Genomic DNA, 253 nt, shown 5'->3' with positions numbered 1-253 from the left:
ATAGGGCAACTGTGCAGAGGGGCTACTCCTTGATACAGCTGCTGGTGGTGATGCTGCTGGTTTCGATCTTGGCAACGGCGGCCTTTACGGTCTATCGGGAATCGGTCCGCTCGGCCAACCTGCGTGCGGCTCATGCAGCGCTGCTGGAAAATGCGCGCTTTATGGAGCAGTTCTATACGAAAAAGGGCAGCTTTAAGCTGACGTCGACGAAGTGGCCGGAACTGCCGGTGAAGGAGGCGGGCGGTTTCTGTAT

1 protein-coding gene is annotated in these 253 nt (G+C 57.3%); it reads left to right on the top strand.

The window, feature by feature from the left end:
• Nucleotides 1-29: 29 nt before the first annotated feature.
• On the top strand, nucleotides 30-253 hold a 224-nt coding region (locus tag ACTHS3_RS18230), incomplete at its 3' end, for a type IV pilin protein (RefSeq protein WP_440368830.1).

The sequence above is a fragment of the Neisseria sp. P0009.S007 genome (assembly GCF_051962515.1).
Note: the sequence above shows the minus strand (reverse complement) of the source record. Positions and strands in the feature narration are given on the sequence as shown.